Source organism: Inquilinus sp. (genome assembly GCF_057815775.1).
Map to the genome: position 1 here is coordinate 1 of NZ_JBYRFX010000894.1, position 4,369 is coordinate 4,369.

Here is a 4,369-nt window from a genome sequence, read left to right on the forward strand (position 1 = left end):
AAGCCGTTTCGCTGTGGATCGGTGCTTTAATCTCAAATTTCATTGTCATTGCCGGATCCGATCCTGGAAAATTGTGGTCCTCCGAAAATTTCCCCTGCAAGACGTCTGTTGCCTTGGTCGGTTGGCCAGGCAGGGTGCCGAGTCCGTGAGGCAAAGTTTTCATTGACTCAGTTTCCCGATTTCTGAATGATAATGGAAATATCGTTCTCTAAAACAGAATGTAGATGGATCTCAGTTCGCTGGATATCTTCCGGGCCGTGGCTGTGGAAAAGAGCGTGACCCATGCTGCCCGGCGGCTGGGCCGGGTGCCCTCCAACGTGTCGACGCGGCTGCAGCTGCTCGAACAGCAGCTCGGCGTGCCGCTGTTTGCCCGCGACGGCAAGCGCATGGTGCTGACGCGCGAGGGCGAGACATTCCTGGCCTATGCCGATCGGCTGCTGGCGCTGGCGTCCGAGGCGAAGGCGGCGGTGCTGCCGCCGGGCCCGGCCGGGCCGTTCCGGGTCGGCACGATGGAAAGCACCGCGGCCAGCCGGCTGCCCACCCCGCTCGCCCGCTTCCACGCGGAATGGCCGGCGGTGGCGCTGCAGCTGTCGGTCGGGGCGACGCAGGAGCTGACCGACCAGGTGATCGCGGCCGAGCTGGATTGTGCCCTGATCGCCCGGCTGCCCGGCGAGCTGGACGAGGCCGGCCATTTCTCAGGCAGGCCGTCGCCGCTGCATGCCGACCGGGTCTTCGTCGAGGATCTGCTGGTCGTCCTGCCGGCGGCGCATCCGCCGATCCGGGATGCCGCCGACCTTCGGGTCGATGCGATTGCGGCACTCGAGCCCGGATGCACCTACCGGCGCATCGCCGAACATTGGGGGCGGGGCCCGCGCCGGCTGCAGACGATCGAGCTCGGCTCGTACCACGCCATTCTCGCCAGCGTCGCCGCCGGCCATGCGGCCGGGATCATTCCGCGCTCCGTGCTCGACCTGCTGCATTGGCCCGCGGGCAGCCAGACCCACCGGCTGGCCGCGGTCGACACCCTGCTGATCCGCCGCAAGGACCACCGGTCGGAGCCGTTCGACGCCTTCCTCGGCATCCTGCGGCAATCCCAGCCGGCCGCGCCGGATCTGTCGCCCTAGCCGCCCGGCGCTTCTCCATCCGCCGCGGGCGCGTCCGGCGCACCGCTTCGATCTTTCGTGTCCAGGTCTCAGCCTTTCCCATGTCGAACCCTCTCAAGCCAGGCGGCCCCCTGAAGACAGGCGGATGGTCGAAGCGGATCCGCGGCATCCGGCTGTTCGTGCCCATCCTGGCCGGCGCCACGCTGCGCGAGCGGCTGGTCGCCTGCCTCGGCGCCCTGATCGGCATCGGCCTGACCGGCCTGATCTGCGGCGTCCTGTTCGGCCATGACCCGCATCTGCCGCTGATCGTCGCGCCGATGGGCGCCTCGGCCGTGCTGCTGTTCGCGGTGCCGGCCAGTCCCCTGGCCCAGCCCTGGTCGATCATCGGTGGCAACACGATCTCGGCCCTGGTCGGCGTCGCGGTCGGCCGGGTGGTGCACGACCCGACCCTGGCGATCGGCATCGCCGCCTCCCTCGCCATCGCCGCGATGTCGTTCACCCGCTGCCTACACCCGCCCGGCGGGGCCGCGGCCCTGACCGCCGTGCTGGGCGGCCCGGCCATCGCCGCCTCCGGCTTCCTGTTCCCGTTCGTGCCGGTCGCGCTGAACTCCGTCCTGCTGGTGACGCTCGGCTTCTGCTTTCACAAGCTGTCCCGCCGCGCCTATCCGCACGGGCCGGCGGCTGCCCCGGCCAACACCCACGGGACGCTGGACCCGCCGTCGCAGCTGCGGGTCGGCTTTCGCGGCGACGATGTCGACGCGGCGCTGGCCGCACTCGACGAAACCTTCGACATCGACCGGGGCGATCTCGACCGCCTGCTGCGGCAGGTCGAACTGCAGGCGGTGATCCGGTCGCATGGCGCGCTGCGCTGTGCCGACATCATGTCGCGCGACGTCATCAAGGTCGGCCGGGACGCGACCGCCGAAGGAGCGCGGTCGCTGCTGCTCGACCACAACATCCGCACGCTGCCGGTGGTGGATGCGGGCGGGCGGCTGGTCGGCACGGTGGGGTTGCGCGAACTGGCCCGGGCGTCCGACTGCGTCGACGGGGTGCATTCCCCCGCAGCAACCGCCGCCGCCAACGATCCGGCGATGGCGCTGCTGCCCTTGCTGACCGATGGCCGCACGCACGCCGTGGTCATCATCGATGGCGACAGGCAGATCCAGGGCCTCGTCACCCAGGCCGACCTGCTGGCCGCGCTGGCGCATGCGCTGCCGTCCAACGAGGCCGGGCCGGAGACCGCTGTTCGGGCAGCAGGCTGAGGCGCCTCAGCGACCTCTCAACAAATGCTGTATTTCCGGCGCACATCATCGACGACCTCGTCGAAGATGCTGAAATGGCGGTCCCAGGTCGGCGCCTTGAACCGGGCCAGCCGGACCATCTGGGCCTGGCGCTTGGGCGAATTCGGCTTGGCGTAGTCGATGATCGTCTCCATCCAGCCGGGGCCGTCCAGCGGGTCGAGATAATCCGGCACGCCGTGGCCCAGCTCGTGGAACACCGGCAGGTCGGAGCAGATCACCGGCACCGAGGAGGACAGTCCCTCGACCAGGGGCAGGCCATAGCCCTCGGCGAAGGACGGGAACAGCACGGCGCGGGCGCCCAGCAGCAGCCGGTGCAGCACCGCGTCCGGCACCCGGCCGCATTCGATGACATGATCGCCGATCTGGTCGCAGCGCTCGATCATGTCGATCACGTTCTCGTTTTCCCAGCCGCGGCGGCCGACGATCACCAGCTTCGGCGCGGCCGCCCCCAGCTTCTGCACCAGGGCGCGCCAGACCTGCAGCATGAACAGGTGGTTCTTGCGCGGTTCGATCGTGCCGATGATCAGGAAATACGGCTCGCTCTCCAGGTCGTTCGCCTGCTGCGGGATGAAGCGGCGGTCGACCCCCAGCGGCGCCACGAACACGTCTTCCATGTTGCCGTGATAGCGCTGCACATGCTTCAGCAGGTCGCGCTTGGTCTGCATCGAATTGACGATGGTCGCCGCCGCGGTGGTCGAGATCGCCTCGATCCGGGCAGCGTGGCGCTCGGCATGGCCGGGGCGGACATATTCCGGATGGTCGATCGGAATCAGGTCGTGGACCAGATAGATCGGTGCCAGCTTGCGGCGGGCGACCAGGCGCTGCAGCGTCGTCGGCTGGTGCAGCCCCTCATGCGAGACATTGACGTAGATCGACTGCTGCTTGCGGGCGCTGATGCTGATCATGCGCGACAGCAGGCCGCGCGCACCCAGCAGCGCCTCCATGCCCATCTGCAGCAGCGGCGTGGTCGCTCGTGGCGGCGGAATCAGCGCGGCAGCCCGGCTGCCGCGGCCGTGGAACTCATCGGCCGACAAGCCGATGAAGCGGGCGATCCGCTCGATCTCGCTGCTGCGGACGCGGGTGGCGCCGAAGCTCCACCGCTCCAGCCGGCTGGCGACGAATTGGGCGAAGGCCGGGGTCGACAGCTGCCAGTAGCGCGACCGCCAGCGGGCGATGTACTGGACCTGGCCGGGATAGTTGTCCAGCAGGTGGCGGCCATAGGTCAGCTCGACCCGGTCGACGCCGGTCGGCGTGGCGCTGCCGGCCCGGCGCACCAATCGCGTCACATCGAACAGGATTTGGTCCTGGGCCATAAGTCCTGCTCCCGATCTCAAAGTCTGCGACGCCTGGTCCCGGCAGGGCCGGTGGCCAGGCATCCGAACGAAACCTGCTGAGGACGCTTCGCTCCCTGCCAGCCGGATCGGATGCCCGATCCGGTGGCGTGACGCTTCCATGACGATGCGCTTGTGCATGATCCGGAAATCACATTCCGGCACCGTATCACCAGTTTTCGCGAAAGAGGAAACCTTTTTTGCATTGCAATACAATCCCGAATGCCGGAATTAAAATCTGTAAAAGCCGGTAAAATCGAAGCTACTGTGCGAATGCTTCATCCGGCCCGCAGTGTTCGGGACAGCTTGGATTTCGGGCCGCGGCGCCGGCCCTGTGCCCCGGATCGCGAAATGCGCTACCAAGGACTCGACGCCGAATCACGATTCCCGTTCCCGCGGGGCGCCGCAGCCCGTCCCCGCCGCCATCGGAGACCGGAATGAGCCTGTCCGTCGCCCAGCGCCTGCATCGCCTGGACGCCCGCATCGCCGAGATCCTGTGCTGGCGCGAGCGCGAGACGGAGCCGATCGAAGGATGGCGCTGCGACGGCCGGCCGCTGTCGCTCGGCGACCCCTGGCCGCCGCATGACGCGCCGGTGGCCTTCACCGCCGCGGCCGAGGTGCCGGCGCATTGGCC

4 protein-coding genes are annotated in these 4,369 nt (G+C 68.3%); 3 read left to right on the forward strand and 1 reads right to left on the reverse strand.

The window, feature by feature from the left end; translation table 11 throughout:
• Positions 1–224 precede the first annotated feature (224 nt).
• Both AC3XYG_RS32015 and AC3XYG_RS32020 read left to right on the forward strand, forming a co-directional pair.
• A complete protein-coding gene (locus tag AC3XYG_RS32015) occupies positions 225–1,124 on the forward strand; it encodes a LysR family transcriptional regulator (protein WP_489143935.1) in 900 nt (299 codons plus the stop codon).
• Positions 1,125–1,204: 80 nt separating this feature from the next.
• Positions 1,205–2,365 carry an HPP family protein gene (locus AC3XYG_RS32020; protein ID WP_489143936.1) on the forward strand — a complete coding sequence of 387 codons (1,161 nt, stop codon included), beginning with the start codon at positions 1,205–1,207 and terminating at the stop codon, positions 2,363–2,365.
• A 17-nt stretch (positions 2,366–2,382) separates the two neighbouring features.
• On the opposite strand, the gene AC3XYG_RS32025 is transcribed toward AC3XYG_RS32020, so the two are convergent.
• Positions 2,383–3,717 (reverse strand): glycosyltransferase family 4 protein, encoded by a 1,335-nt coding sequence (locus AC3XYG_RS32025; protein ID WP_489143937.1) that lies wholly within the window; start codon positions 3,715–3,717, stop codon positions 2,383–2,385.
• Positions 3,718–4,172: 455 nt separating this feature from the next.
• Here AC3XYG_RS32025 and AC3XYG_RS32030 point away from each other — a divergent pair.
• A partial coding sequence (locus tag AC3XYG_RS32030; protein ID WP_489143938.1) for a hypothetical protein occupies positions 4,173–4,369 on the forward strand: 197 nt, incomplete at its 3' end.

Coding starts and splice junctions, on each gene's coding strand:
- AC3XYG_RS32025 (WP_489143937.1), bottom strand. CDS start 3,717: ATGGCCCAGGACCAAATCCTGTTCGATGTGACGCGATTGGTGCGCCGG.
- AC3XYG_RS32020 (WP_489143936.1), top strand. CDS start 1,205: ATGTCGAACCCTCTCAAGCCAGGCGGCCCCCTGAAGACAGGCGGATGG.
- AC3XYG_RS32015 (WP_489143935.1), top strand. CDS start 225: ATGGATCTCAGTTCGCTGGATATCTTCCGGGCCGTGGCTGTGGAAAAG.